Source organism: Methylobacterium sp. J-001 (genome assembly GCF_022829565.1).
Classification (GTDB): domain Bacteria; phylum Pseudomonadota; class Alphaproteobacteria; order Rhizobiales; family Beijerinckiaceae; genus Methylobacterium.
Genome location: NZ_JAKSYN010000093.1, coordinates 31,499 through 57,984, shown reverse-complemented (window position 1 = coordinate 57,984; position 26,486 = coordinate 31,499). Strand labels below are relative to the sequence as shown.

Sequence of the window (26,486 nt, the reverse complement as noted above, 5' to 3'; positions counted from 1 at the left end):
AGCTGTCGGAGGCTGCGGCCGTCGAAGCCGGCATTGACCGCGACGATCTCGACGTCATCGATCATCTGCGGAAGCCCAAGTGGCAGGGCATGGATATGCAACTGAAGCAGCCGCAGAAGCCAACTCGTTGGCATTTCGGAGACGAAGCCTTTCAGGCCTCGAGGCAACCCCCACTCGACGATGCCTGTGAGAATGGCCAGGGCTGTTGGATTAAGCCGACGGCCCGAGGTGCGAGCGGAACCGGCAACGCCGATCCGACTCCATTCGACGATATGCGGCGAGGAGGGTGGCACGCCTTCGCAAAGCTGAGGCAAATGCGTGGAGAGAACGTAGGGGCGTGCAGTTGGAAGAAGTCTGGAGTATCCCACAACCTCATCTTCGTCGACTGCTAGAAGATGGACGGCGTGCTCGTCGTCAAACTCGTCGATCTCACGCTTGTCATCGCGCGCGATTGCCGCCCAGCCCATCTCCTCCACGAAAATCCTATGCCGCAGGCGCCACGCTTGCTCCATTAGGTCTCGGTTATGATCGATATTCGCGGCAGTGATGACTTGAATCATGAAACACCTCCGTGCTTGGTGTGCCCGCCCGACGAGGCGCGCGACACCACGCGAACGCGTGGTGTCCGCCCGTTTGTTGCGCGGTGTGGGCTATTTCCGGAGATGAGGTCTCGGTGCTATCGTCAGTTGAACCGCGGCTCGAAGCTTTCGAGAGCAGACGATTGGACCTGTCGTGAGCCGAAAATCACTCGATCACACGCTCAAGTTGCTCAAAGAGCTTGACCGAGCTGTCAGCGTTCCCGAAGTGGTTTCAACCGTACACCGCCAACTCGCGGGTTTTGGGATCGACGCGATCATCGCCGGGCTTCTCCCTACATCTTCCGCCCTGACCGGCTTCAACCGGCAGTTCCTGGTGATGGAAAGCGTTCCCGACGAGTGGCGGCAACGGTACCTGCATCGGCGCTACGCCGCACACGATCCGATCGTCGTTCAAACCCTGCACAGGCAGACGGGATTTGGCTGGCGCGACCCTGCACTTCCGTCGCCGACGTCGGAGACCGCTGTTCAAATCATGAACGAGGCGGCCGAGTTCGGCCTTAGCGACGGCTACACGGTCCCCCTGACGACCGTCGAGGGTGAGATCGGCGGGATGAGCTTTGCGGGCCGCCGGCTCGAGATAGCCCCTGAGCATCGCGGAATGCTGACGCTTGTCGCGAGCTACGCCTTCGGTCACGGCCTCCTTGTGCGCGGCCAGCCAATTGAACAATCCGCCGGCCTTTCACCGCGCGAGCGTGAGACCCTTCAGTGGACCGCTGAGGGAAAAACCGATTGGGAAATCGGCGAGATCATGGGCATCTCGGAACACGGGGTCGACTCACACCTGCGCGGGGTGCGCACGAAACTTCGAACACGCAATCGGGCTCAGTCTGTCGCCGAGGGTTTCCGGCTCGGTTTGATCGTCTAGGTACGGGGCATCCCGCATCGGCCGACAGAAAATTCGAGTAGCCCTTGGAGCACGACGAGCGAGACGATCATCTTCTGCGATTGATTGCGGCAGCCCTCAGCGTACCTGTGCAAACGTTTGCGACTGAAGTTGCTGTCGAACTAGACAAGGCCGGTGATCTGCACGGCACATACCTGCTCGCCAGGTTGATTCGGGCTTTCTGCGCACTTCAGAACGACGATGAGCGGCTCGAGGCGCTCCGCATAATCGAAGAACGAACAAACCGGACTTCTTGACGCAGGCCGCACATCACGCGCCGATAAAAGATGGTTCCGAGCGCCAACGTCTGAGCCGCCACGAACGACAGCATCTGACCGGAAGCTGCCGGTCGGCTTCCAAGAAGGTCCACCGGTTGAGCGTACGGACTGCTACTATTTCAACTCGGCCGCTCAAGCTGCCAACGGCGATTCTCCAACGCTGTTGTTCTAGGGGCGACTTTTATCCGGCGTGGAAGGCTACGCTCACCGCAGCCGCGTTGCGTCGATGACCAGGAAGTACTGGCAAGCCTCCGCCCCGAGATTGGTGAAGGCGTGCCCGGCATCGGCCTCGAAATACAGGCTGTCCCCTTCCTCGACCACGAGGGACCGCTCTCCGATGACGGCGCGCAGGCGCCCCTTCAGCACGAAGATGTATTCCGAGACGCCCCTGCGGTGGGCCACAAACTCCCCCGCCGTCGCCCCCGGCGGCAGGGTGTTGAGCACCATGTCGATCCCCCGGCCCGGCAGGACCGGTGAGAGGCAGCGGCGCAGGAAGCCCGATTCCTCGTCCCGCAGCACCGGCTGGCGGGCGGCGGGGATCAGCAGCACCTCCCGGTCGGTGGCCGGCGACATCAGGCGCGAGAAGGTCACGTCCAGGGCCTCGGCGAGCCGCGAGAGCACCGCCGTCGATGGCACCGCCTCGCCTCGCTCCACCTTGGAGATCATCGAACGGCTCACCCCCGAGCGGGCGCTCAGCGCCTCCAGGGAGAGATCTCGCTCCTTGCGCCGCCGCCGGATTTCTTCGGCGAGCACCTGGAGCTGCGAGCGGGCCTCCGCGTCGGCCTGCTCGCGCCGCCCCTCTGTCATGACCGTCATCGGCACGTCGTCCTGGTCCCCCGGCCAGAGCGCTCCCACGTTCCCGGAAGCTCGCGGGAGGGACTTAGCACGACCGGCGCGGCCGTGTCCGCTGGACCGAAGCGTTCGGTTGGCACGCGGCTTGTATCACCTGGAGTGGAAATTCCTCCTGCAAAGTGGATGTCCGACATGCTCGACACCGCCCTCCCGATGGATGGAACCCTGCTGGCCGCGCAGGATCCCGTGACCCCTGCGGACCGCCGCCAGATCGTTTGGTCGAGCGTCATCGGCACCACCATCGAGTGGTACGACTTCCTGATCTACGGAACGGCCAGCGCACTGGTGTTCAATAAGCTGTTCTTCCCCAGCATCGATCCGGTGGTGGGGACCATCGCCGCGTTCGGCTCCTACGCCGTGGGTTTCCTGGCGCGGCCCCTCGGCGGGGCGGTGTTCGGCCATTTCGGTGACCGGGTCGGGCGCAAGGCCATGCTGGCCCTGACCCTGATGATCATGGGCATCGGCACTTTCCTGATCGGCTGCCTGCCGACCTATGGGCAGATCGGCATCCTGGCCCCGGTCCTCCTCGTCGCCCTGCGGCTGGTCCAGGGCATCGGGATCGGCGGCGAATGGGGCGGCGCCGTGCTGATGGTGGTGGAGAGCGTGCCGCAGGAGCGGCGGGGGTTCTACGGTAGCGTCGTCCAGCTCGGATACCCGATCGGGGTGATCCTCTCGATCGGCGCCTTCGCGCTGACCGGCCTCCTGCCGGAGCAGGCGTTCCTGTCCTGGGGCTGGCGGGTGCCGTTCCTGGCGAGCGCGCCGCTGGTCCTCGTCGGCCTGTTCATCCGCCTGCGGCTGCACGAGACCCCTGCCTTTCGAGCGATCAAGGCAAAAGCGGCGACGGCCCGGCTGCCGGTGATGGAGATCCTCACCGAGCATCCGGGCCTGTTCCTGAAGGCGGTGGGCCTGAAGGTCTCGGAGATCGCCTATGTCAGCGTGGTGACCGTGTTCTCGATCTCCTACGTCACCGGCCAGCTCGGGCTGTCACGCGGCGTGATCCTCAACGGGATCCTGATCGCAGCGGTGATCGAACTCTTCACCATCCCGGCCTTCGGCTGGCTGTCGGACCGCTACGGCCGCAAGACCTTGTTCGTGGCCGCCTGCCTGTTCTCGATCGCCTTCGCTTTCCCGATGTTCCAACTCCTCGACACCCGTAACCCGACCACCATCGCCCTGACAGTCGCGGTCGCCCTCAGCTTCGGCCAGGGCATCATGTTCGGGACCGGGGCCGCCTGGATGTCCGAGATGTTCCACGCCCGCTTGCGCTACAGCGGCGCCTCCCTCGGGTTCCAGGTCGGCGCGGCCCTGAGCGGCGGCTTCACCCCGCTGATCGCCGCCGCCCTCCTCACCTGGAGCGGCGGGGCGACATGGCCGATCTCGACCTATCTCATCGTCCTCGCCTGCGTGACGCTCGTGGCCACCTACCTGGCACCCGAAACAGCCCGGCGGCCCATCGACTGAGCGAGGTGACGGCCGCATCATTGATGCAAAACCCTACGACCCTTTTGTGGACATTCGTCCACTGCGGTGGAATATAAATCAGGCAAGAATGCCTCGAAGGAGGGCGGCTTTGACCCGAACGATCATCGCTACGGAGGCCGCCGCGCCGGCGGTGGGACCCTATGCTCAGGCCACCCGGGTGGGCGACCTCGTCTTCGCCTCGGGGCAGCTGCCGATCGACCCCGCCACGGGGGCGTTCCCGGAGGGGATCGAGGCGCAGACGCGCCGCTCGCTTGCCAACCTAGCGGCGGTGCTGGAAGCCGGGGGCGCCAGCCTCGCGAGCGTGGCCAAGACCACGGTGTTCCTGAAGAACATGAACGACTTCGCCGCGATGAACGCCGTCTACGCTGAGCACTTCCCAGAAGCCGCCCCGGCGCGCTCGACCGTAGAGGTGGCGCGCCTGCCGCGCGACGCCCTGGTCGAGGTCGAGGCCATCGCCCTCGCGACAGGACCCGCCCGATGAGCACGACCGCGGCCCCTCCCCATATCGAGGCCTTCGCCCACAAGGTCGGCTCGGTCGCCCACGGCGTGCCCGGTGGCGCCACCGGGTGGCAGGGCAGCCTGCTCCACATCCACATTGCCCCTGCGGCGAGCTACGAAATGGAGGAGCTGACGGAGGCCCGCTGCGTCGCCGGCCGGGGCATCGAAGGCGACCGCTATTGCCTCGGCACCGGCACATACTCGCCCAAGGCCGACACCCGCGAGGTGACGCTGATCGAGCACGAGGTGCTCGACGCCCTCGCGCGCAACGATCCGCCGCTTCAGGATGGGCCGATCCACCTGGCGCCCATCGACCACCGCCGCAACCTCACGGTACGTGGTGTGCCCCTCAACCACCTCGTCGGCCGCCGCTTCCGGGTGGGCGAGGTGATCCTGCGCGGGGGGCGGCTGAACTTCCCGTGCAAATACCTTGAGGAACTGCTCGGCCTCCCCGTCTACCTGCCGCTTTACAACCGCTCCGGCCTCAATTGCGGGATCGAGCGCGGCGGCATCATCCGGCCGGGCGATCCGATCACCCTGGTGGAGTAAGGCGATGTCCGCCCGCATCGTCATGAAGCTGACGGTCGTGGAGGCCCTGGCCACCACACCGGAGGTGGTGCGCCTCACCCTCGTCCATCCGCAGCGCCCTCAGTTGCCCGCCTGGGAGCCCGGCGCCCATGTCGACCTGCGCCTGCCGGACGAGCGGGTGAGGCAGTACTCTCTTTGCGGCGACCCCGCCGACCGGAGCCGGTACGTTCTAGCGATCAAACGCGAGGAGGCGGGGCGTGGCGGTTCGGCCTGGGCGCATGCCCACCTCGCCGCCGGCACAACCGTCCCCATCTCGCATCCGCGCAACCATTTCCCCCTGGCCGCCGGGGCGCGCCACCACGTGCTTATCGGCGGCGGTATCGGCGTGACGCCCGTCGCCGCCATGGCACGGCACCTGGCCGCGACCGGGGGCGACTTCACACTCCACCTCTGCGCGCGCTCTGCCGCGCATGCCCCCCTGCTGGAGGAGCTGCGCGCAGTCTGCGGTGAACGCCTGCACTGCTGGTACACTGCGGAGGGCCGACGGCTCGATCCCGCGACGCTCGGGCCGCCGGAGGACGGCGCCCACCTCTACGCCTGCGGACCCCAGCGTCTGACGGCGGCGGTGCAGGCGCTGGGCTGGCCGGCGGAGCAGGTGCATGTCGAGCATTTCGCGCCTCTGGTCGATGAGGGCTACGTGCCCGAACCCTTCGATGTGCAGATCGCCTCGACTGGCGCGACCCTGCATGTCCCCGCCGAAACCTCGCTCCTGGAGGTCCTGCGCCAGAACGGGGTCAAGATGCCCTCGTCCTGCGAGATCGGCGTGTGCGGCGCCTGCGAATGCGGCTATCGGGAAGGCGACGTGATCCACCGCGACGTCGTGCTGCCCCAGGCCAGACGCCTAGACCACCTGATGCCCTGTGTCTCCCGAGCCCGCGGGACCGTGACGCTCGCCCTCTGATCACTTGCAGCGCGACCCCGGCTCATTGACCGGGGCGCCTCAGCCCCGGCACGGGCCGCTCGTGATGAAGGCCACCGTCTCGGCCATGCCCTGAACGAGAAGATGCAGTGCCACGAGCTGAATCGCCTTGCCTTCAATGAGTGAGCGACCGCCGCTGGCTTTGTCGGACGGGCGCTTCGAAGCGAGTCCGCTTTCAAGTTCGGCGGTGACGCGGTCAGATGGCTGCATTGGGCGCCAAGCCGAACGATCGCTTTTGCGCCCATCGGCGATCCGGCATGGCGTAGTCTGGCCAAAAGCTGTCTGTCCGGTTTCTGGCAACCGGTGGCGTGAAGCAGACGGGTTGAATCGCTCCCGCTTCCAACGCAGCGGCGCCGAGATGTTGCTGTCACGCAGCAGGAACTTGGAGCCACTACGATGCACGGCCCCCCCGCCGGTTGAGGGCCAGCGCCAGGAGCGTGCAGACCGCCCCGGAGAGGAGGTAAGCCCCAACTGAGACCAGCCCAAAGGTGCTTGCCATCAGCAGGGCGACGAGCGGCGCGAAGCCGGCGCCGATGAACCACGCGGCTGTCGCCGTCGTGCCCGCGCCCGTGTAGCGATGCCGAGACGAGAAACTGTCGTTTAACGCACCGGAGGACTGACCGAAGGCGAGCCCCAGAAGCCCAAAGCCGAGCAGCACGTAGGTCCATTCGCCCGCCAAGCCGCTGCCGAGCAACTGGGGGGCGAAGCCGCTGTAGGCGGCGATCAGGATGGCGGACAAACCAAGCACCGTTCGGCCGCCGATCCGATCGGCTATAAGCCCGGACAAGGCGACAGCCAGCAATCCGACGGCCGCCCCGGCAAGCTCGATCACCAGGAAGTTCAGCGGAGCGTCGCTAGACGTGAGGACCACCCACGAGAGCGGGAACACGGTGACGAGATGGAACAGCGCAAAACTCGCCAGGGGAGCGAACGCGCCGAGGATCACAGTCCGCCATTCCTCGCGGAACAGGCCGGCCACAGGGGACGGCTGGAGCTCACGGCTCTGGTACAAGCGTTCGAATTCGGGAGTCGAGATCAGCCGCAGCCTGGCGAACAGCGCCACGACGTTGATCACGAAGGCGACGAAGAACGGGTACCGCCAGCCCCAGTCGAGGAAGTCCGCCGGTCTCAGCGTGAGAAGCAGAAACGCGAACAGGGCGCTGGCCACGAACATCCCGATGGGCGCGCCGAGCTGCGGGACCATTCGGAACCAGCCGCGCCGCTCCGGCGGTGCGCTAAGCGACAGGAGTGCAGGCAACCCGTCCCAGGTGCCGCCCTGGGCGAAGCCCTGCCCGATCCGCAACACGGCCAGAATAACCGCTGCGACACCTCCGACCTGTGCGTAGCCGGGCAAGAACGCCATGGCGGCGGTCGATCCCCCAAGTAGGAAGAGCGCGACAGTCAGCTTGACCCCCCTCCCGTGCCTGCGGTCGACCCACATGAACGCGAGCGCGCCGAAGGGCCGAGCGACGAATGCCGACGAGAAGATCGCGAAGGAGTAAAGCGTGCCGGTGAGCGCGTCGGCGTAGGGGAAGATCAGCGACGGGAACACCAGTACCGAGGCGATCGCGTAGACGAAGAAGTCGAAGAACTCCGACGACCGCCCGATGATGACGCCCACCGCGATCTCGCCGGGCCGGATCCGATGCTCCCGCGCGTTGACGAGGCGGGCGTCGCGCTCCAGCGGCGTCGAGCTCGCGGCACTGGCGGTCGTGGCTGCCATTCGTTCGATCCTCCCCTCCACCCCGCCGCGGGGCCTTGTTCCGGGCGCCCGCAAGACATCAGGGCCGGCCACCAACCATAGCGGCTGAAAATCCAGCGCGGTTTGACCGCGGTCAAAGTCGACCGGAAGCTCGGCGGCTATTCGAAGGGCCATGCCCAGCCCAGCAACCAGCCTCATGAAACGGGCCACCGGCCTCCCACTCCTCGTCCTGCCGCTGCTGCTCAGCGGCTGCGACATGGTGGTGTTGAACCCGACCGGCGATGTCGCCTATCAGCAGCGCAACCTGATCCTGTTCTCGGTCGGTGTCATGCTGCTCATCATCGTGCCGGTGATGGTGCTGACCGTGCTGTTCGCCTACCGATACCGGAGCGGTAACCCGAACAAGATCTACGATCCCAGCTTCGACCATTCGACGACGCTCGAACTGGTGATCTGGTCCTGCCCGCTGCTCATCATCATCGCGTTGAGCGCGGTGACCTGGACGAGCACCCACCTGCTCGACCCGTTCCGCCCACTGGAGCGCCTCGCGCCGGGCGTTCCCGTTCCGCCGAACGCCAAGCCGCTGAACGTCCAAGTCGTGGCGCTCGATTGGAAGTGGCTGTTCATCTATCCCGACCTCGGGATCGCGACCGTGAACGAGCTGGCACTGCCGGTGAACGTGCCGGTGCGCTTCTCGATCACCTCGACGGACCAGTTCAATACCTTCTACGCACCGACCCTCGCCGGCATGATCTACGCCATGCCGACCATGCGCTCGGAACTGAACGCGGTGCTTAACAAGCCCGGCGAAAGCTGGGGGTACTCGGGCAACTACACTGGCCGTGGGTACTCCGACATGCGCTTCAAGTTGCGTGGCGTCGAAGGGGCCGATTTCGACCGCTGGGTGGCGGACGTGAAGGCAGCCGAAAGCGGTTTGGAGTTGTCCACCCTCGTCGAGCTGGTCAAGCCGAGCGAGAAGGTGCCGGTGATGCACTTCGCCTCCCTCCAGAATGGCTTGTTCGACCGCGCGGTCAACCGCTGCATCGAACCCGGCAAACCGTGCATGATCGACGTCATGCGGCGGGACATGCAGGCGAGCGGCGGACATCCGCACCATGCGCACCCGGCCCCCGCCATGCCGCCGGGCCGCGAGGCGCAGCCGCTGACCGGCATCAAGCCGAAGTCTGCGCTGGAGAAGTCACCCGACGAGAAGGGCACGAGCCCGAACGTCACCAAGCCGGTCGAGCCCGAGACCCCCGGCCAGCTTAAGCCGGGCGATGGGCGCAACCGCGACCTCCAGTAGCCCGACATCGAGCTCTTTGCCGCTCCCGGGGCGCAGAGCAGGCCTAATCTCTCGTCCACGGGACCATCATGACCGAAACGACACTCAAGACGATCTTCGGCCGCCTGGGCTGGGAGTCGTTCCCGATCCACGAGCCGATCCTGTTCGGTACCTTCGTCGTCGTCGCGCTGCTGGGCCTCGCCATCGTCTGCGCGGCGACGTGGTTCCGGCTCTGGGGCTATCTGTGGAGGGAGTGGTTCACGAGCGTCGATCATAAGAAGATCGGCATCATGTACGTCATCCTCGGCATCATCATGCTGCTGCGCGGCTTCGCCGACGCACTGATGATGCGGGTTCAACAGGCGATCGCCTTCGGGGCCAACGAGGGCTACCTGCCCGCCCACCACTACGATCAGATTTTTACTGCCCATGGGACGATCATGATCTTCTTCGTGGCGATCCCGCTGGTGGTCGGCCTGATCAACTTCGTGATGCCGCTCCAGATCGGCGCACGCGACGTCGCCTTCCCATTCTTGAACAACCTGAGCTTCTGGCTCACCGCGGCCGGCGCGGTGCTGACGATGATCTCGCTGTTCATCGGCGAGTTCGCCCGGACCGGCTGGCTGTCCTACGCGCCGCTGGCCGAGCTGTCCTACAGCCCGGATACCGGCGTCGACTACTATCTTTGGTCGCTGCAGATCGCGGGTGTAGGTACGACGCTGTCGGCGATCAACATGGTGGCGACCATCATCAAGATGCGCGCGCCCGGCATGACCATGATGAAGCTGCCGGTCTTCTGCTGGACTGCGCTGTGCTCGAACGTGCTGGCGATTGCCATCTTCCCGGCGCTCACGGTCGCGTTCTTCCTGCTGATGCTCGACCGCTACGTCGGGACGAACTTCTTCACCAACGAGCTCGGCGGAGCGCCGATGATGTACTGGAACATGGTCTGGATCTGGGGTCACCCCGAGGTCTACGTGCTCGTCCTGCCCGCGTTTGGCATCTACTCGGAGATCACCTCGACCTTCACCGGCAAGCGTCTGTTCGGTTACACGTCGATGGTCTACGCGACTGTGGTCATCACCATCCTGTCCTACTTGGTCTGGCTGCACCACTTCTTCACGATGGGGGCGGGCCCAGCTGTCAATAGCTTCTTCGGCATCGCCACGATGGTGATCTCGATCCCCACGGGGGCAAAGGTCTTCAACTGGCTGTTCACGATGTACCGCGGCGACATCCGCTTCGAGCTGCCGATGATGTGGGTGGTGGCCTTCATGCTAACCTTTGTGGTCGGCGGCATGACCGGCGTGCTGCTCGCGATCCCGCCGGCGGACTTCGTGCTCCACAATTCGCTCTTCCTCGTGGCGCACTTTCACAACACCATCATCGGCGGCGTCGTGTTCGGGCTGTTCGCCGCCATGGTCTACTGGTTCCCCAAGGCGTTCGGGTTCAAGCTCGACCCGTTCTGGGGGAAGGTCGCCTTCTGGGGTTGGGTGGTGGGCTATTGGGTCGCCTGGACGCCGATCTACGTGGTCGGCCTGATGGGTACCGCCCGCCGCGTCCACCACTTCGACGACCCGAGCATTCAGCCATACTTCGTCATCGCCGCGATCGGGGCGCTCATCATCCTCGTCGGCATCCTCGGCTTCGTGATGAGCATCGTCATGGGCTTCGTGAAGCGCGAGGAGCTGCGCGACACGAAGGGCGACCCGTGGGGCGGCCGGACGCTCGAATGGTCCACCTCGTCGCCGCCGCCAGCGTACAACTTCGCCTTCCTGCCCGTCGTGCACGACCTGGACGCGTGGTACGACATGAAGGCGCGCGGCTACCAGCGGCCCGCGGACGAGTTCCGCCCGATCCACATGCCGCGGAACACCGGCACGGGTGTGATCCTCGCCGGCCTGTCGCTCGCCCTCGGGTTCGGCATGGTCTGGTACATGTGGTGGCTCGCCGCCCTGACCTTCGTCGCCCTGCTCGCCTTGGCGGTCGGACACACCTTCAACTTGAAGCGCGACACCTTTATTCCGGCCGCCGAGGTCGCGGCGACGGAACGCGCGGCAGCCGCTGGCCGTGAGGGCTTGAGATGACCCATCGCACAACCGACGCCCGCGAGGTCGCCATTACCTGGCACCACCTGGATCCGGACGATCACGACCATGGCGGTGGCTCCACGGTCCTGGGCTTCTGGATCTACCTGATGAGCGACGCGCTTATCTTCGCCTCGCTGTTCGCGATGTTCGGCGTGGTGAGCACCAGCTACGCCGGCGGTCCCGTCCCACGGCAGATTTTCGATCTGCCGCTGGTCGCCCTCAACACGGCGCTCCTGCTCGCTTCGTCCATCACCTTCGGACAGGCCATGCCGCACATGGAGGCGGGTCGGATCGGCCCGACGCGGCTCTGGCTCGCGGTGACCGGGCTGCTGGGCGCCGCCTTCGTCGGCGTCGAACTCTACGAGTTCTCGCACCTAATCGCCGAAGGGGCCGGTCCGCAGCGCAGCGCGTTCCTGTCCGCCTTCTTCACCCTGGTCGGGACGCACGGCGCGCACGTCACCGTCGGGCTGATCTGGGTCGTGACGATGCTCGTCCAGATCAGCCAGCACGGGCTCACGAGCGAGATCAGGCGCCGGGTCGTGTGCCTGTCCATGTTCTGGCACTTCCTGGACATCATCTGGATCGGCGTCTTCAACTTCGTCTACCTGTATGGAGTGATCCGTTGAGCACCCGTCCCGTCCATCTCGCACCCGAGGGTCATGGGGCCGCTCACGGGTATGGCAGCCGCCGCGGCTACCGGATCGGCGTCGCGCTCTCGATCCTGCTTACGGTCGTCCCGTTCTGGCTGGTCATGTCCGCGGCGCTGCCTGATCCGGCGGTGACGGCGGCAATCATATTCGCGCTGGCACTCGTCCAGATCGTCGTCCACGTCGTCAGCTTCTTGCACCTCGATACGCAGTCGGAGGACGGCTGGACGTTGCTCGCCTTCTTGTTCACGGCCGTGATCGTGGTGCTGACGATCGGCGGCTCGGTGTGGGTGATGTACCACCTCAACACGAACATGATGCCGATGCCGGATGGCGCCATGTCGACGATGCGCTGAGCCGGTCAGGCGCAGCCGTGACGGGGGAGACTTCTAGTAGCGGCCGAGCTGCGCCCGGCTCATCAAGCATGTATCCGCCGACGCCGGCATGACCACACGAGTGTGCGTCAGGAGATATCGATGATGGCGCCAGACACATCTAGCGACAGCCCGATACACGCCTCGGGACAGTCGTGCGTCATTCAGGAAGCAGACCTGGATCGTATGATGACACGTCACGAGCAGCTAGCGTGCCTATGCGATCTGTTGGAAGCCTGTGCCGACAGCTTGCCCGTCTGGCCGACGGACACACAGGCTGAACGGCTGCGCCTGGCGCTCGGCGCGTTCGTCGAGGGAGAGAGGGAAGGCGATGCGTTCATCACCAGGATCTTTGGGTGGGCGGGGCAGGATCCGCTGGCGGCGGCATTGATGCGCCACGTCGATGCACGCCACACCGATGACCTCGTGCACGCTGAGGACCTGATCGCAGCGCTGCAAGCGGGGCCGGTGCCGAACGGCAGGATCTCGGCCGAGACTTTCGGGTACATGCTCCGCTGCTTCTTCGCGGCGGGCCGCCAATCGATGGTTTTGGACGAGTTTGCGGTCCTGGCACTCGGCCGCGATCACCTGACGGCCAGCGGCCAGTCGCTGCTCTTCGACAGCCTCTGCCGGCGGGCGAGTTGACGCCTATCGGGCCGCCGCCCGAGCACGAAGCGCATGTGTATCTTTGATCGTCACCGTCCGATTGCCCGAGAGGGCGAGCACGCCGGCGCCCTTCAGCTTCGTGAGTTGTCGGCTCACCGTCTCGATCGTCATCCCGAGCACGTCTGCCATATGACCGCGGGTCATCGGCAGATCGAAGGTTGCCGGTTGGTCCGATCCCGGTCGCCGGGCACATCGCTCCGCTCGTGCAGCCATGTCGATGAGGAGTCCGGCCACCTTCTCACCGGCCGAGAGGCGGGCCAAGCTCAGCATGCGACCGCGCGCCTCCTTCAGCGCTCGTAATGTACGCTGGAGCAGGAGGTTCTCCATCGGCGCGTGCTCCTCCAGAAAGTGCTCGAAGGGCCGTCTCTGGACCGTACACAGTTCCACATCGGTCAAGGCCGTGACGGTGAAGGCGTGCTCTTCTGCGTAGGGCTCACCGACGAAATCGGCCGGGTAGAACAAGCCAACAATTTGCTCTCGTCCGTCGGCCGTGGCGGCGACCATCTTCATGACGCCCGACAGCAGATTGGCACAGATCCGGCTCTCGTCGCCCGCCCACATCACGGTCTCGCCCGCCGTGACGCAACGGCGCTGGCACAGACCGGTGAAGGCGATCACACCCTCGTCGTTGAGGCTGCTGCACAGCGCGTGTTCGCGGACGGGGCAGTTCGCGCAGATCTCGGTCGGCACCGATCCAATCCTTGAAGGTGACAGCAGGCAGGCGTGCTGGCCGGGACCTGCGTGAGATGAGATGCGTGGATCGTCGGTCACGAGCTTGCACCCGCACCCCAGGGCGGGTCGACATGGTCACCGAAGTGGGCAGCAGGCTCGCAGTGCCCGGCGCCGCCTACGACAAGCCGAGCTTGCGCGGGGATGGCTGGGACGGTTGGGCTTGCAGGTCGGGCATCGGTGTCTCCGTGATCAATTTCTCCGAACTGATCCCGTCGGGCCGCCGGGTCCTTGTCTCAGATCAAGGCAACAGCTCCAAATGTCAGGGCGTCCGCGCGCCGAAGCATTTTGGCTGCGTTATCCACCGAGGCGTTCAAGTCGGGGCATGTCGAGCAGGCGGACCCCGCCAGGTACGATCAGGATGAGCTTCTCGCGGTCTAGGCGTGTCAGCGTGCGGCTTACCGTCTCGATGGTGAGGCCGAGATGGTCGGCGATGTCCTGTCGGCCCATAGGCAGCTCCAGCGTCACCGAAGTCAGGCCGATGCGCGCGTAGCGTCCGCGCAGGGCAACCAAGAAGCTCGCGACCTTCTCCTCGGCCCCACGTCGGGCGAGCAGCAGCATCAGCTCCTGCGCGAGGCCGAGCTCGTAGCCGGCGCGCTCATGCAGGCGCTGCAGGAGATGGGGCTTTCGGACCATAAGATCTTGGAACGCACGGCGATCGAAACGGCAGACGGTGACGGGTGACAGGGCCTCGGCGGTCACCGTCTGCCGCTCCGTCAGCACGAGGCCGAGGAAGTCCCCGACAAGAGCGAAGCTCATGACGTGGCGGCGTCCGTCCGGAAGCAGGCGCGAGAGGCGTACGGCTCCCCTGGTGACGTTGTAGACGGCCGTGGTTTCCTCGCCCTGCGAGAAGAGAGTCTGACGCGCATCGAGCACGACGTGCCGGCTGAGCAATTCGAGCTCGTTCAGTTCCTCTGGTGTGAGTGCGGAGCAGACGCTCACGAGGCGAACTTGGCAGTGGGTACAGCCACCCTCGGTGCGTCCATGCCGACACGGATGCCGCTCAGGGCCGCAGGTCTCGCTCGGCATCAGCCACGTCTCGGACTTCCTCACGGAATGACGAGCTTACCCGATCCACTCTTGAAGCGCACAATGGAAACCCGCCGCATCATGCGCACGGCACTTATGCACCCTGATCGCGCGCTGTGTCATCCCAAAGCCCCGTCTCTGTCCCAAACGGGTATCTGAGCGGTGCAGTGAAATGCGCCAGCTCCACGACCTCGCAGGTATCGGCTCGCAGCCGCCAGTCCGAGATGCCGAGGGCTCGGCAGAAGAGCGCTTTGGCCTCCCAAACTGCGCTGACGTCCGATCGCGCGCGTAGCCGCGTGCGGCGTTGCACGATGCACCGATCGTGCCCGGCGCCATCCAGGACGATCTTGTGAAATGTGATGAGATATTCGCGCATGAAACCTCCCCGCATGGGACGTTTCAAACCTGCCGAATTTATCTGACTACGCTTTGATCTGAAACAATGCACCCACGGGAAGCAGCCGGCTGAAGTTGGCCGAAAGCGGGAAAATCCGCTTTCAGGCGTAGGGCTACTGGAACCGGACATTCTGGCGTAGTTCGATCGACTGGCTTTGCAGCCCTACGAAGAACGCGATTCTCCAGCAACGTCTGCCACGATCACCGCATGTTCGATTTGCAATTTGGTGGAACGAGCGCTGCGATGGCTGCGGGGCGTTCCCCACAATGAAGAGCCCCCCTGGAGGGTCCGGGAGGGTTGTGGCAGGCTCCTTAGTGGGGAAGCTGCTCATCGGTGAGAGCGGACCACACCATCGCGGCGGCGGCGAGGGCCGCTAGACGCAGTTGCCCCACTGTTACCTTGTCGCGCGTATCGGCCGCCGTCAGAACGTACCTGAGATTGGAGTTTCCTTCATCGAAGCCTGCGACGAGGCGCAGGGCCGGGACGCCGTGCCGCGTGAAGTTGGCGTGGTCCGAGTTGGCCATTGGCGGCAGGAAAGTCCCGACGGGCACGCCCGCCGCGCCGGTGGCTCGCTCAGCCCAGGCCGCAAGGCCTGGAAGGCCGCTGCACAAGGCCGTCAGACGGCCGGAGCCGGCGACCGAATCGAGGTTGATGTTCAAGGCGAGGGTCTCGCGCTCGGCCTCGGGCAGTCGGTCTAGATAGACCCGCGAGCCCGTCAGGGCCCATTCCTCGGCGCTGAAGAAGGCGAGGCGCAGTCCGCGCCGGAAATGCCCCGCATGAGGGGCGAGCGCCCGCGTCACGGCAAGGGCCGCCGCGACACCGGTGGCGTTGTCCATCGCGCTCTCGGCGAGATCGTGTCCGTCGAGATGGGCGCTCAGCACGACAGTCTCGGCGGTTTGCCCCGGCAGGTCGAACAGGATCGCCTCCGTGCTGGCTGCGAACTCCGTTGCGACGATCGTGAGCCGGGCCCGGGCGTAGCCCGCTCCTGTAGGCGCGAGACGTGCAGCGGCCTCTGGCGTGATCCCGAGGGCGGGGATTCCGTCTTCCCGGCCCCGGCCGGATGATCCCGCGACCGGGCGTGTCGGAAGGGGTCCGGCGATTAGGAAGCCCACGGCACCCGCCTCCCGCGCCCAGGCATATTTCAACCGGCGGTGGATGTGCCCAGGCGCGAACATGTATTCGTGCCGTACCAACGCGATGCGGCCCGCCAGGAGGGGAGCAAGCGCGGTGAACTCTGCCTCGGTGCCTCGCCCAACATCCACGACCTCCGCCTCCAGCCCGGAGGGCGGCGTGGCGACGGTGCGCACGAGGGGATGGCAGCCCAGCGGAGCGGTCCGATCCCCCTCGACGCGTTCCAGCGTGGCGGAGGATGACCGCCAGCCGTCATAGGGCGTCGGGACGATCCCGGCCGCGCGCCCCGCCGCCTTCTCGCCCAGGCACCGGAGGAGGGCTTTTGCGGCATCCTCCGATGATGTGCCTGCGAGGCGTCCGCCACAATCACAGATCGCCGCGAACTCGTCCGGCAGGAGGCGGTCTGACAGAATCGAGGCCGCGACGGAGGAGGGGAGAGGCTGCGTCACGAACCGTGCTCCATCAGGTAGGGCCGAACGTGCCGGTCGATCTCCCCAGCGAAGGCCTCAGCGAGACGGGAGAGGCCGCTCTGCGCCGGCTTCAGCACGGCCACCTCGTAGACGATGCGCGGGGTGAACGGCCGGAGGACGATGTCGGGCGCCGCGTAGCACGCCGCGCTGATCGGATCGACCAGGGCGATCCCAGCACCCTCTGCCGCGAGGTTCAGCGCGGTCGCGAAGAACTCGCACCGGACCATGATCCGCAAATCCGCCCCGTGCGCGGCGAAGGCCTGAGCGATCGCGGGAGTGGTGCCGTGCGCGGGAAGCAGCCCGATCATCGGCACGCCGTCGAGCAGCGCGGGGGTCAAAGTCTCGTGCATCGCCAGGGGATGATTCGTCTTGAGAGCTGTGACCGCCGCGAAGCGATACCGGCGGACGACACTGTCCTTTTTGTCGAAGGGCGGCTCGGCGATGCCCAAATCGAAGGCACGGGCCGCAACGAGATCCCGGATCTCGAGCGAGGAGCGAGTCAGCAGGTTCAGGCGGACGTCCGGCCGCGTCCGCTGGAACTCCGCGACGATGCGGGGAAGCCAAGCGATTCCGGGGCTCGGGTTGGTGGCGACCGTCAGCGAGCCGCGGGCGGTGGCGGCTATGGCGGCGGCCGCATCGTCGAGTTGCGCGACGCCGGCGAGGGCGCGGACGGCCTCTCTGTAGAAGAGCATCGCCTCCGACGTGGGCACCACCTGCCGGCCGTCCCGACGGAAGAGAGAAAAGCCGACCGCCCGTTCGAGGCGTGCCAGCCCGGCGCTCACGGCCGGCTGCGTGACGCCGAGAGCGCGAGCCGCCGCCGTCAGGCTGCCGTTCTCGATGATCGCAGTGAAAAGTTCGATCTGGCGAAGATCCATAACTATGATTTATCGAGCGGCAATCGACTCGCTGGCAAGCCTAAAATTCGAGCGTGACAGACGCTCCCTGATCGCCTCAATCTGCCACCATCACGAACGGTGATGAATGATGGTGGCTTCGGCGCGACGGGTTCTGGTGGGTCAGGAGATCGGGAAGGCGTTCGGGACGCACCGCGTCCTCGATGCCGTGGATCTCACCCTGCACGAACGGGAGGTGGTCTGCGTCATCGGGCCGAGCGGCTCGGGCAAGACCACGTTGTTGCGCTGCCTTGCCCTCCTCACGGCACCGGACCAGGGCCGCGTGCTCATGCACGATCAGGTCGTCGCCAGCAGTAAGGCGGACCGCTCCGTCGCGCGGGCCGCCCGCGCCGTGCGGTCGGACGTCGGCATGGTCTTCCAGCACTTCAATCTGTGGCCGCATATGACCGTGCTGGCCAATGTCATCGAGGCCCCGATCCGCGTGCGGGGGCTGATGCGCGACGAGGCCGTCGCCCGGGCCGAGGCGCTGCTCGCCAAGGTCGGCCTGTCCGACAAGCGCGATGCCTATCCGGGCCGCCTCTCGGGCGGCCAGCAGCAACGCGTGGCCATCGCCCGCGCCCTGGCCATGCGCCCGGCCGTCCTCCTGTTCGACGAGCCGACGAGCGCGCTCGACCCAGAATTGCGGCGCGAGGTTCTGGCGGTGATGCGCGACCTCGCCGGCGAGGGGATGACCATGATGGTCGTGACCCACGAGATGGGGTTTGCCGAGAAGGTCGGCAGCCGCGTCGTCTTCATGGATGGCGGCCGGATCATCGAGGAGGGCGAACCTAAGGCCTTCTTCGCCGCGCCCCACACCGACCGCGCGCGCCGCTTCCTGGCACAGTTCGAGGACTGACCGACACCCGCATTCAGACGGAGGATTGCACGATGACACGTCGTTTCACGGGGTTCCTCACGGCCGTCCTGACCGGGATCGCCCTTCTCGGGGCGATTCTTCCCGCTGACGCCCAGCAAACGCAGTCGCATCTCTACGACATCACCAAGTCCGGCAAGCTGCGCGTGTGCACTTGGCCGCTCTACTACTCGATCTCCTTCCGCAACCCCGCGACCGGTGAACTCGAGGGGATCGACGCCGACCTGATGAAGGAGTTGGCAAAGGACATGGGCGTCAAGCTCGAAGTCGTCGAGACGGCTTTCGGCACATTCATCGCTGACCTTCAGGCCAACAAATGCGACATCGGCATGTTCGGCGTCGGCGCGACCATGAAGCGGGCGCAAGCCGTCGAGTTCTCGAGGCCGTACCTCGTGACCAACGTCTATGCGGTGGTGAAGGGGGACGGCCCGATCAAGCAATGGGGCGACATTGACAAGAAGGGGATCACCGCCGCGGTCACCCTCGGCTCCTACATCGAGCCGTTCATGCGCGGCTACTTGAAGAACGCCGCCGTCAACGCCGTGGCGCCGCCGGCCACCAGCCAAGCGGAACTGATGACGAACCGGGCCGACGTCATCATGAGCGACTTCCCCACCGCCCTGCGCATGAAGAAGGAGTTCCCCGGCGTTACCTACCTGCTGCCGCCGGAGAAGCTCGCGGTGACGCCCTACGCCTATGTCGTCGCGCCGGGCGACCAGATCTGGCTCAACTACGTCAATCTGTTCGTCGACACGATCAAGCTCGACGGGCGTCTCGCCAAGTTCGCCGACAAGAACGGGCTCGGCCCGATCGTCGCGCCGTAGGCCGCCGGCGATGGGCACCTATCAATTCCGCTGGGACGTGATTCCGGCGAATCTCCCGTTCCTGCTGTCAGGCGTCCAGACGACCCTCATCATCTCGGGGCTGACCCTCGTCTTCGCGACGGCGGGGGGGCTTCTGGTCGCGGTCATGTCGAGCTCTCGCTTCTGGCCCCTGCGGATGATCGCCCTTGTCTATGGCGAGATCATCCGCAACACCCCGATCCTCGTGCAACTCCTATGGGCCTATTACGTCCTGCCGATCCTTCTCGGGATCCGCCTCGATGCCTTCGCCGCCGCTGTCCTCGGCCTGTCGATCTACTCGTCAGCCTTCATCGCCGAGGTTTTCCGAGCGGGCATCCAGGCTGTCCCGGTCGGGCACCGGGAGGCGGCGCAGGTCCTCGGACTCACGCCGGGCCAGAGCTTCGTCCGGATCGTTCTTCCGCAGGCGGTCCGCCTGATCCTGCCGCCGCTCGCAGCCAATTTCGTGCAGCTCATCAAGTACTCTTCACTTGCCGCGGTGATTTCCGTGGGCGAGATCACCCGAAGGGGTATGGAGCTATCGTCATCGACCTTCCGTCCGCTGGAGATATTTACCTTCATTGCGGTGATTTACTTCATAATTTGCTGGCCGCTGACACAGTCAATCCGCATCTGGGAGCGCCGCCTTGCCGCGCGCTGACATCGCCGCCCGCCGCGCCCTCGCCACCGACCGTGCCTCCGAGGTGGCCGCCATCGCCCGGCGGCTGATTGCGGCCGCGTCCCCGAACCCGCCTGGGGACACCCGCACGGTCGCCGAGGTCGCTGTCGCCTGCATCCGCGAAACGGTGCCCTCGGCCGAGATCGCGCGGCACGAGAGTGCGGAGGGCATCGTGAACGTGGTTGCCCGGGTTCGGGGCGCGGGCCCTGGCCGGCGGGTCATCCTCAACGGCCATCTCGACACCTACCCCGTGGGTGAACCCGGCGCTTGGAGCGTCGATCCGGCCGGCGCGACCATCGATGGGCTCCTGTACGGACGCGGGGCCGCCGACATGAAGGGCGGGATCGCCGCCTCCATCGTCGCCCTCGCCGGGCTTGCCGACGTCGCGGACGCATGGCCTGGCGAAGTCGTTCTCACGCTGGCCGGAGACGAGGAGACGATGGGCCCCCTCGGAACCCGGTGGCTGCTCGACACCGTACCCCACGCGACGGGGGATGCGGTGATCATCGGCGATGCCGGCTCGCCGCGCGTCCTGCGCTTCGGCGAGAAGGGCTTCCTCTGGATCGAGGTCGAGGCGGTGGGCCGGCCCGCCCACGGCGCCCACGTCCACCTCGGGGACAATGCGATCGACCGGCTGCGCAGGGCGCTGGACCGGCTCGGCGCGGCCTTGGCGGCGGTGCCCGTGGTTGCACCGGCCGCCGTGAGCGAAGCGATCGCGCGGTCGCGTCCCATCTCCGAGCCCCTGGCCGGGGCCGGCGAGACGGACACGCTCGGCCGGATCACCGTCAATCTCGGCCGGATCGAGGGTGGCACCTCGCCCAATCTCATCCCGTCCCGGGCCCGCGCCGCCCTCGACATCCGCCTCCCCGTCGGCGTGGCGGCGGAGGCGGTCGAGACCGCGATCCGCGGCGCCCTCGACGATCCGGACCTGACGGTCCGGGTGCTGCGGAACTTCGCGCCGAACCATACCGACCCGAACCATCGCCTCGTGCGCCTGTGCGCCGCCGCCGCCGGGGACGTGGTGGGTGCCCCGGTCGCGGTGAACATGCGGGTCGGCGGCTCGGACGCCCGTTGGTTCCGGATGCGGGGCATCCCCACCGTCGTCTACGGGCCCACCCCCCACGGCATGGGCGGCCCCGACGAGTTCGCCGCCATCGCCGAACTCGGGCAGGTCGCCCGCGTCCACGCGCTCACCGCCTTCGACTTCCTGAGGGACACACAGCCTTGACCGAACCGCTGTTCACCGCGCCGGAAACCTTCATGGGGCTTCCCGCCGGGAGCCCCGGTCCCGGATGCCGGGCGGCGATCCTCGGCGTCCCGTTCGACTGCGGAACGCACGCCTTCCGGGTCGGGGCGCGGCAGGGTCCGACCGCCGTGCGCCGCCAATCCGGCCTCATCCGCCGGTTCCACCCCTCGCTGGCGGATGTCGACGTGCTGAGCCTCCTCGGCGCCGTCGATTGCGGCAACGTCGCCCTCACGCCGGGGCGCATCGACGACGCGCTGCCCCGGATCGAGGCGGCGGCCGGCGCGATCCTCGATGCGGGGGCCGTGCCGGTCGGGATCGGCGGCGACGGTTCGGTATCGCTGGCCCTCATGCGAGCGGCGGGGCGCCGCCACCCGGGGCTCGTCGCGCTCCATATCGACAGCCACACGGACGCCTATCCCTACGAGCCGGACGACCGCTACAACGCCGCGACGCAGTTCACGAACGCCGCGGAGGAAGGCTGGGTCGACGCCTCCCGGTCCTGGCATGTGGGGGTGCGCGGGTTCACCTATTGCAGCGGCGTGCTCACCCACGCGGCCCATCTCGGTTTCCGTGTCGTGACCGCGGAGACGTTGCTGCGGCGGGGCTTCGCGCAGACCATGGCCGAGTTCCGCAGCACCGTGGGCGAACGGCCGGTCTATCTCTGCTGGGACATGGATGTCTTCGATCCGTCCGTCGCCCCCGGCGTCTGCACGCCCACCTGGGGCGGCCTGACGGCGCGGGAGGGAATCGAGCTGATCCGCAGCTTGAGCGGCCTGAACATCGTGGCGATGGACTTCAACACCGTGAGCCCGCCGCAGGACGTGAACGACATGGCCGCGCATCTGTGTGCGCACATGATCATGGAGGGTATGCTTCTGCTGGCCCGCCGGCACGACCTGATCCAGGACATGGCCTGAGTATCGTCGGCCCGACCAGCCGGGTGTGAGAGATCGCCCTTGGGGGCCATGCCCTGAGGAGAGGCGATACCGGCGGCATATGGAGGGGTTGCCCCCTCCCGCAGTGGGCGAGCACGCCTGTCTTCCAGAGCCTGCGGTCCGGCACGGGGGATCGTAGACAAAGCACGGTCCCGCTCGTGCCGCATGCAGCTTACCGATGCGCCGCTTGCGTCCAAGCCGATCCCCGGCCTTCCGGGGGATGACCATACGCGGGGCGCGATCCTTTGCCCTCAGGTCAATGATGCAGGCCGCCATGCGTTCGGACACGCCCTACGATGTCATCGTGGTCGGGATTGGCGGGATGGGCAGTGCCGCGGCCTGGCAGTTGGCCAAGCGCGGTCAGCGCGTGCTCGGGCTGGAGCGATACGACATCCCCCACGCCATGGGTTCGTCCCACGGGATCAGCCGGATCATCCGTCTACCGTACTATGAGGATCCGGCCTATGTGCCGCTCCTGCACCGGGCCTACGCGCTGTGGCGGGACCTCGAGGCGGCGACGGGCGACGAAATCCTGGTGATCACCGGCTCCATCGACGGCGGCGCCGAGGAGAGCGATGTCTTTCAGGGCGCCCTGGCTTCGGCCCGGCTGCACGACCTGCCCCACGAGGTCCTCACTGCCAACGCGGTCAACGAGCGGTTCCCGGCCTACCGGCTCGCGGAGGGCATGCGCGCCGTCTATCAGCCCCAGGGCGGGCTCGTGGCCAGCGAGCGGGCGATCGTCGCCCACGTCCGGGCTGCGCAGGCCCACGGCGCGGAAATCCATGCTCGCGAGCAGGTTCTCGACTGGCAGGCGACCCCTGGGGGCGGGGTCGTCGTGCGGACCGATCACGGCACCTACGAAGCCGGGCGGCTGGTCCTGACGGCGGGGGCCTGGGCGGCGGACCTCGCCGCGCCCCTGGCCGGTCTTGCCGTCCCGGAGCGCCAAGTGCTGGCATGGCTCCAGCCACAGGAGCCCGCTTGGTTCGAGCCGTCGCGCTTTCCGGTCTTCAACCTGCAGGTGCCGGAGGGGCGCTACTACGGACTGCCCGTCTATGAGGTTCCGGGGTTCAAGTTCGGGCGCTACCATCACCTTGGGGAGACCGGCGCCCCCGACGCCGTGCGGCGGGAGCCGGATGCCGCCGACGAGCGCCTCCTGCGCGACTTCGCGGAACGCTACTTCCCCGCCGGCAGCGGACCGACCATGGCTCTGCGCGACTGCATGTTCACCAACACCCCCGACGAGCACTTCATTCTCGATCACCACCCGGAGCATCCGCAGGTCGTGCTCGCCTCGCCGTGCTCGGGGCACGGCTACAAGTTCTGCTCAGTGATCGGCGAGATCTTGGCGGACCTTGCCAGCGGCGACGGGCGGACCCGCCACGAGATCGGCTTCCTCGGCCTCGACCGGCCGGGCCTGCGCCCCGCCGGTCGGTAGTGCCGAAGGCGTCACGGGAAGGGAGCCGGCCGGGAAGGGAAAGAGCCGGGGCCTATACCCGCGGCGTGACCTCGAACAGGCAATGGTCGTGTGTGCCCTCCGCAGCGCAGTAGGCTTCCCGGGCCTGGAGATGCAGCGTCCGGCCCGAGGCCGCCGCCGCGTACTCGAGCGAGCCTTCGAGCCACGCAGCGAACATCGTGCAGACCTTGCGGCCGAGACGTCGGCGCTCCTCGTCCACGAAGGCCGAGTTCCGCAGGCGGACCGAAGCGGTGCCGGCGCCAAGATCGACGTCCAGTACCTCGAACTGACCCCAGCCGCGCTGGGTGATGCGCCGCATGTAGTGGTGGAAGGCCTCGAGGCCGTCCAGCCCGTGATGAGCAGCTTCCTTCTCACACCAATGGTAGGCCGAGCGATGGCCTGCGGGCCGCAGCACCTCGGCCAGCCGTTCGTGCCCCAGCTCCGTCTCAAGGGCAAAGTGGTTGTTGAGGAAGAAGTGCTGCGGCACCAGGATCATCGGCAGCGCATCGACGGACCAGCGCCCGGTGGCGTCGTCGACGTGGATCTCGACCTGCGGCTTGCCCATGGTCCTCACGCTCCCCACACGTCGCGCAGGAGCGCGACCCAGTTGCCGCCGATGACCCGTTCGATACGGGCGTCCGGCCAGCCACGGCGCTCCATCGCCGCCGTCAGGTTGGGCCACTCGCCGATGGTGCGCAGACCCTCGGGGTTGATCACCTCGCCGAAATCAGTGAGCCGGCGGCCATAGCCCTTGTCGTGGGTGATCCAGTCGAAGAACGGCCGGCCGTAACCCTGCGTGAAGTCGGTGCCGATGCCGACCTTGTCTTCGCCGCACAGGTTCAGGACGTACTCGATCGCCTCGACGTAATCGTCGACCGTCGATTCCGGCCCGCGCCTGAGGAAGGGCGGGAACATGGTCACGCCAACGAACCCGTCCCGCTCGGCAATGAAGCGTAGCTGTTCGTCGGATTTGTTACGCGGGTGCGCCTTCAGCCCGGCCGGAAGGCAATGGGAGTAGGCAACCCGTTGCTTCGAGGCGACAATCACGTCCTCGCTGGTCTTGGGACCCACATGCGAGAGGTCGGCTAGGACGCCGAGCCGGTTCATCTCGGCCAGCACATCGTGCCCGAAATCGGAAAGGCCGCCATCCCGGCTCTCGTAGCAGCCGGTGCCGACGAGGTTCTGAGTGTTGTAGGCCATCTGGATGATGCCGACACCGAGTTCCTTGAACAGGCCGAGATAGCCGATCTGGTCCTCGATGCCGGTGATGTTCTGCCAGCCAAGGATGATCCCGGTTTTCCCAGCCTCCTTGGCGGCCCGTATGTCGGCGGTGGTGTAGATTTGCGTGATCAGGTCCGTATGGTCGCGTAAATACGTTTTCCAGCGCATCACGTTGCGCATCGTCTCCGTGAAATTCTCCCAGACGCAGCAGGTGCAGTTCGCGGCGGTGAGCCCAGCCTTCCGCATGTCCTCGAAGACCGGTCGGCCGAAATCAGAGATGATCAGGCCGTCGATGACGATCGATCGGTCGTGCAGGTCGGACGGCATGCGCGGTCTCCGCTGGGGCTTCCGGGGTTTGGGTCGTCCTTGATCGACCCTTCTGTCGCACGACAGCTAGGACGTTTCCGTCATCGCATCGGTACGCACGCGCCTCGCTCCACGGTGGCACCGATGGCGCATCCGTTCAGGGGCCAGCGCGCTTGCGTGCTAGTCTGCTTATGGCCGCGCTGCCTAGTCTGCCCTCGAATTCAGACGGAGAGGCGGAATGGGTCGGATCATGCGGCGGTGCCTCGCGGTGGCGGCGGCGGGCACACTTCTCATTCCAGGATGGGCCGAGGCCAAGGACACGGTGAAGATCGCGTTCGTCGGTCCCCTCACCGGCCCGAACTCTCCGCACGGAATCGGTGCCCGCAACTCTGCCGAACTTGCCGTGAAGCTGTTCAACGCCGATCCGGCCCACACCTACCAGTACGAACTCGTCGTCCAGGATGATGAGTGTAAGCCGAACGTCGGCGTGCAGGTCGTGACAAAGCTCGGGTCAGACCGGAGCATCGCGGCGGCGGTGCCGCACTACTGCTCGGCCACCGCTATTGCCACCGTCGATGTGTTCCACCGCTTCAAGCTGCCGATGGTGGTGTGGGCGGCTGTGCTGCCCGAAATCACCTATGCCCACAAGTACCCAGAAATCCACCGGGTGAGCGGCATCCTGATCGGCCAAAACCGGGTCGGTGCGCAGTTTATGAAGGAAAATGGTTACAAAACCTTCGTCTCATTCGCCGACTCGACCGATTACGGCAAGTCGATGAACAAATATTTCACCGATTTCACCAAGGAAAATGGTGGAACCATTCTCGGAAACTTCGCGGTCGCGCCCGATCAACAGGATCTCAGCGCCGAACTGACGAAGATCAAGGAGCTTAATCCAGAGGTGATATATTTCGGCGGCCTTACGCCGCTGGGAACGCGCTTGCGGACCCAAATGGACAAGCTCGGCATCAAGGCGCAGCTCGAAGGCAATTCGGGGATCATGGGCGATGCGTTCATCAACGCCGTCGGGCCGGATCTCGCCGAAGGCACCGTGACCTTCTTCGATTCGCCGCCCCTCTCCAAGATGCCCGGCGGCGCGGCCTTCACTGAAAACTACAAGGCGGCGGGCTACCGGGAGCCGCCGGAGGCCTACGGCCCCTTCGCCTACATCGCCACCCACCTGCTGATGCAGCAGATCGAGGCGGTGGGGCCTGACCGGGCGAAGATCACCGCGGCGCTCGGTGACGTGAAGGACGTGCCCTCGATCGTCGGGCCGATCACCTTCGACGACCACGGCCAGAACATCACGCCGCTCACCACGAAGTACGTGGTGCAGGACGGAAAGTGGGTGGTCTGGGAGGACAGCGAGTACGCGAGCGGCAAGCGCAAGTTACTGCACCGCTGAGACCGAGCGATCGGAGACA

General features: G+C 66.2%; 28 protein-coding genes. 17 read left to right on the top strand and 11 right to left on the bottom strand.

Translation table 11 applies throughout. The annotated features are described in order from the left end of the window. Positions 1–560, bottom strand: a 560-nt coding sequence (locus MKK65_RS10130) for an acyl-homoserine-lactone synthase (RefSeq protein ID WP_243957451.1), incomplete at its 3' end; no start/stop codon positions are given. 172 nt (positions 561–732) lie between these two features. Here MKK65_RS10130 and MKK65_RS10125 point away from each other — a divergent pair. Next, positions 733–1,464, top strand: a complete 732-nt coding sequence (locus MKK65_RS10125; RefSeq protein ID WP_147853240.1) for an autoinducer binding domain-containing protein — start codon at positions 733–735, stop codon at positions 1,462–1,464. Positions 1,465–1,964: 500 nt separating this feature from the next. On the opposite strand, the gene MKK65_RS10120 is transcribed toward MKK65_RS10125, so the two are convergent. After that, positions 1,965–2,576: a helix-turn-helix domain-containing protein gene (locus MKK65_RS10120; RefSeq protein WP_050735884.1), complete on the bottom strand. Its 612-nt coding sequence runs from the start codon at positions 2,574–2,576 to the stop codon at positions 1,965–1,967. A gap of 168 nt (positions 2,577–2,744) precedes the next feature. Here MKK65_RS10120 and MKK65_RS10115 point away from each other — a divergent pair, with 168 nt between their 5' ends. From MKK65_RS10115 to MKK65_RS10100, 4 genes are all read left to right on the top strand, one after another. After that, entirely contained in the window at positions 2,745–4,073 is a 1,329-nt protein-coding gene (locus MKK65_RS10115) for an MFS transporter (protein WP_409565392.1), read from the top strand. Between the two features lie 109 nt (positions 4,074–4,182). Next, entirely contained in the window at positions 4,183–4,575 is a 393-nt protein-coding gene (locus MKK65_RS10110; RefSeq protein WP_050735886.1) for a Rid family detoxifying hydrolase, read from the top strand. Continuing rightward, complete coding sequence (locus MKK65_RS10105) at positions 4,572–5,141, top strand: MOSC domain-containing protein (RefSeq protein WP_243957449.1); 570 nt, start codon at positions 4,572–4,574, stop codon at positions 5,139–5,141. The genes MKK65_RS10110 and MKK65_RS10105 overlap by 4 nt, the downstream gene beginning before the upstream one ends. A gap of 4 nt (positions 5,142–5,145) precedes the next feature. After that, positions 5,146–6,081, top strand: coding sequence for a PDR/VanB family oxidoreductase (locus MKK65_RS10100; RefSeq protein ID WP_243957448.1), 936 nt, complete (start codon positions 5,146–5,148; stop codon positions 6,079–6,081). A 39-nt stretch (positions 6,082–6,120) separates the two neighbouring features. Here MKK65_RS10100 and MKK65_RS10095 read toward each other — a convergent pair whose 3' ends face one another. Both MKK65_RS10095 and MKK65_RS10090 read right to left on the bottom strand, forming a co-directional pair. After that, positions 6,121–6,501, bottom strand: a complete 381-nt coding sequence (locus tag MKK65_RS10095; RefSeq protein ID WP_243957447.1) for a hypothetical protein — start codon at positions 6,499–6,501, stop codon at positions 6,121–6,123. Next, positions 6,491–7,822 carry an MFS transporter gene (locus MKK65_RS10090; RefSeq protein ID WP_243957459.1) on the bottom strand — a complete coding sequence of 444 codons (1,332 nt, stop codon included), beginning with the start codon at positions 7,820–7,822 and terminating at the stop codon, positions 6,491–6,493. Before MKK65_RS10090 ends, MKK65_RS10095 begins: the two co-directional genes overlap by 11 nt. A gap of 175 nt (positions 7,823–7,997) precedes the next feature. Here MKK65_RS10090 and cyoA point away from each other — a divergent pair, with 175 nt between their 5' ends. From cyoA to MKK65_RS10065, 5 genes are all read left to right on the top strand, one after another. After that, the gene (gene cyoA, locus MKK65_RS10085) at positions 7,998–9,104 is read left to right on the top strand and encodes a ubiquinol oxidase subunit II (RefSeq protein ID WP_243957446.1); all 1,107 of its coding nucleotides are present in this window, start codon (positions 7,998–8,000) and stop codon (positions 9,102–9,104) included. Positions 9,105–9,172: 68 nt separating this feature from the next. Next, entirely contained in the window at positions 9,173–11,170 is a 1,998-nt protein-coding gene (gene cyoB / locus MKK65_RS10080) for a cytochrome o ubiquinol oxidase subunit I (protein ID WP_243957445.1), read from the top strand. After that, positions 11,167–11,799, top strand: coding sequence for a cytochrome o ubiquinol oxidase subunit III (gene cyoC / locus MKK65_RS10075; RefSeq protein WP_243957444.1), 633 nt, complete (start codon positions 11,167–11,169; stop codon positions 11,797–11,799). The genes cyoB and cyoC overlap by 4 nt, the downstream gene beginning before the upstream one ends. Continuing rightward, on the top strand, positions 11,796–12,176 hold the full coding sequence (gene cyoD / locus MKK65_RS10070) for a cytochrome o ubiquinol oxidase subunit IV (RefSeq protein ID WP_243957443.1): 381 nt from the start codon (positions 11,796–11,798) through the stop codon (positions 12,174–12,176). Before cyoC ends, cyoD begins: the two co-directional genes overlap by 4 nt. A gap of 120 nt (positions 12,177–12,296) precedes the next feature. Beyond that, positions 12,297–12,839: a hypothetical protein gene (locus MKK65_RS10065; protein WP_243957441.1), complete on the top strand. Its 543-nt coding sequence runs from the start codon at positions 12,297–12,299 to the stop codon at positions 12,837–12,839. A gap of 3 nt (positions 12,840–12,842) precedes the next feature. Here MKK65_RS10065 and MKK65_RS10060 read toward each other — a convergent pair whose 3' ends face one another. The 5 genes from MKK65_RS10060 to MKK65_RS10040 all read right to left on the bottom strand — a co-directional run bounded on the left by MKK65_RS10060 (position 12,843) and on the right by MKK65_RS10040 (position 17,491). Continuing rightward, on the bottom strand, positions 12,843–13,550 hold the full coding sequence (locus tag MKK65_RS10060; RefSeq protein ID WP_243957439.1) for a Crp/Fnr family transcriptional regulator: 708 nt from the start codon (positions 13,548–13,550) through the stop codon (positions 12,843–12,845). Between the two features lie 336 nt (positions 13,551–13,886). Next, complete coding sequence (locus MKK65_RS10055) at positions 13,887–14,618, bottom strand: Crp/Fnr family transcriptional regulator (RefSeq protein WP_243957437.1); 732 nt, start codon at positions 14,616–14,618, stop codon at positions 13,887–13,889. 94 nt (positions 14,619–14,712) lie between these two features. Next, positions 14,713–14,994, bottom strand: coding sequence for a hypothetical protein (locus MKK65_RS10050; RefSeq protein ID WP_313899043.1), 282 nt, complete (start codon positions 14,992–14,994; stop codon positions 14,713–14,715). Between the two features lie 332 nt (positions 14,995–15,326). After that, positions 15,327–16,595, bottom strand: coding sequence for a M28 family metallopeptidase (locus MKK65_RS10045; RefSeq protein WP_243957435.1), 1,269 nt, complete (start codon positions 16,593–16,595; stop codon positions 15,327–15,329). Beyond that, entirely contained in the window at positions 16,592–17,491 is a 900-nt protein-coding gene (locus tag MKK65_RS10040; protein ID WP_243957433.1) for a LysR family transcriptional regulator, read from the bottom strand. Before MKK65_RS10040 ends, MKK65_RS10045 begins: the two co-directional genes overlap by 4 nt. Positions 17,492–17,600: 109 nt before the next feature. Between MKK65_RS10040 and MKK65_RS10035 the strand changes: the two genes are divergently transcribed. The 6 genes from MKK65_RS10035 to solA all read left to right on the top strand — a co-directional run bounded on the left by MKK65_RS10035 (position 17,601) and on the right by solA (position 23,517). Beyond that, the gene (locus tag MKK65_RS10035) at positions 17,601–18,365 is read left to right on the top strand and encodes an amino acid ABC transporter ATP-binding protein (RefSeq protein WP_243957457.1); all 765 of its coding nucleotides are present in this window, start codon (positions 17,601–17,603) and stop codon (positions 18,363–18,365) included. A gap of 32 nt (positions 18,366–18,397) precedes the next feature. Next, positions 18,398–19,207 (top strand): ABC transporter substrate-binding protein, encoded by an 810-nt coding sequence (locus tag MKK65_RS10030; protein WP_243943951.1) that lies wholly within the window; start codon positions 18,398–18,400, stop codon positions 19,205–19,207. A gap of 10 nt (positions 19,208–19,217) precedes the next feature. Beyond that, on the top strand, positions 19,218–19,883 hold the full coding sequence (locus MKK65_RS10025; RefSeq protein WP_243957432.1) for an amino acid ABC transporter permease: 666 nt from the start codon (positions 19,218–19,220) through the stop codon (positions 19,881–19,883). Further along, positions 19,870–21,129 carry a M20/M25/M40 family metallo-hydrolase gene (locus MKK65_RS10020; RefSeq protein WP_243957431.1) on the top strand — a complete coding sequence of 420 codons (1,260 nt, stop codon included), beginning with the start codon at positions 19,870–19,872 and terminating at the stop codon, positions 21,127–21,129. The genes MKK65_RS10025 and MKK65_RS10020 overlap by 14 nt, the downstream gene beginning before the upstream one ends. Further along, positions 21,126–22,064, top strand: coding sequence for an arginase family protein (locus MKK65_RS10015; protein WP_243943945.1), 939 nt, complete (start codon positions 21,126–21,128; stop codon positions 22,062–22,064). Before MKK65_RS10020 ends, MKK65_RS10015 begins: the two co-directional genes overlap by 4 nt. Before the next feature lie 292 nt (positions 22,065–22,356). Further along, positions 22,357–23,517: an N-methyl-L-tryptophan oxidase gene (solA, locus tag MKK65_RS10010; protein WP_243957430.1), complete on the top strand. Its 1,161-nt coding sequence runs from the start codon at positions 22,357–22,359 to the stop codon at positions 23,515–23,517. Positions 23,518–23,569: 52 nt separating this feature from the next. Here the strand turns inward: solA and MKK65_RS10005 are convergent, their stop codons facing one another. Beyond that, complete coding sequence (locus MKK65_RS10005; protein WP_243943940.1) at positions 23,570–24,100, bottom strand: 4-vinyl reductase; 531 nt, start codon at positions 24,098–24,100, stop codon at positions 23,570–23,572. A 5-nt stretch (positions 24,101–24,105) separates the two neighbouring features. After that, on the bottom strand, positions 24,106–25,083 hold the full coding sequence (locus MKK65_RS10000; protein WP_243957429.1) for a dipeptidase: 978 nt from the start codon (positions 25,081–25,083) through the stop codon (positions 24,106–24,108). Between the two features lie 217 nt (positions 25,084–25,300). Between MKK65_RS10000 and MKK65_RS09995 the strand changes: the two genes are divergently transcribed. Then, the gene (locus MKK65_RS09995) at positions 25,301–26,467 is read left to right on the top strand and encodes a branched-chain amino acid ABC transporter substrate-binding protein (RefSeq protein WP_243957428.1); all 1,167 of its coding nucleotides are present in this window, start codon (positions 25,301–25,303) and stop codon (positions 26,465–26,467) included. Positions 26,468–26,486 lie beyond the last annotated feature (19 nt).